The organism is Mesorhizobium sp. M1A.F.Ca.IN.020.06.1.1 (assembly GCF_004023265.1).
Taxonomy (GTDB): domain Bacteria; phylum Pseudomonadota; class Alphaproteobacteria; order Rhizobiales; family Rhizobiaceae; genus Mesorhizobium.
Window position 1 is genome coordinate 1 of record NZ_RZSR01001851.1, and the last position, 394, is coordinate 394.

The 394-nt window shown below is 57.1% G+C and carries 1 protein-coding gene; it reads right to left on the reverse strand.

Annotated elements, in window-relative coordinates; all coding sequences use genetic code 11:
- Window positions 1-394 (reverse strand): AAA family ATPase (locus EOA60_RS37205; protein WP_164899977.1); only part of this gene is annotated, 394 nt, incomplete at both ends.

Consider the following 394-nt stretch of genomic DNA (forward strand, 5'->3'; position numbering starts at 1 on the left):
ATCCAGCATCTGCGGATGGACTGTTACGACCATCGCCGTCGCTGCGCACAACCCACTCAGTGTGAGGAAGCCGAGTTGTGGCGGACAGTCGATCACCACGACATCGTACCTTTCGGCCACTTCATCCAGCGCGGCAGCCACCCTGGTGAAGAAGATACCCTGCCTACGATCGCCCAAAGTCAAAGCCTTAGGTGTCGTGTGTTCGAACTCCATCAGCTCGAGATTGCCTGGCACTAGATCAAGACCGTCGAAATAGGTCGGCCGAACGACTTCCTTTAACGATCGCTTCTGGTCGTCATAACGGATGGATGCGTAAAGCGTCTGGTTTGCATGCACCTCCGTCTCGGGAAGCAGCCCAAGGAGCGCCGACAAGCTCGCCTGCGGATCGAGATCG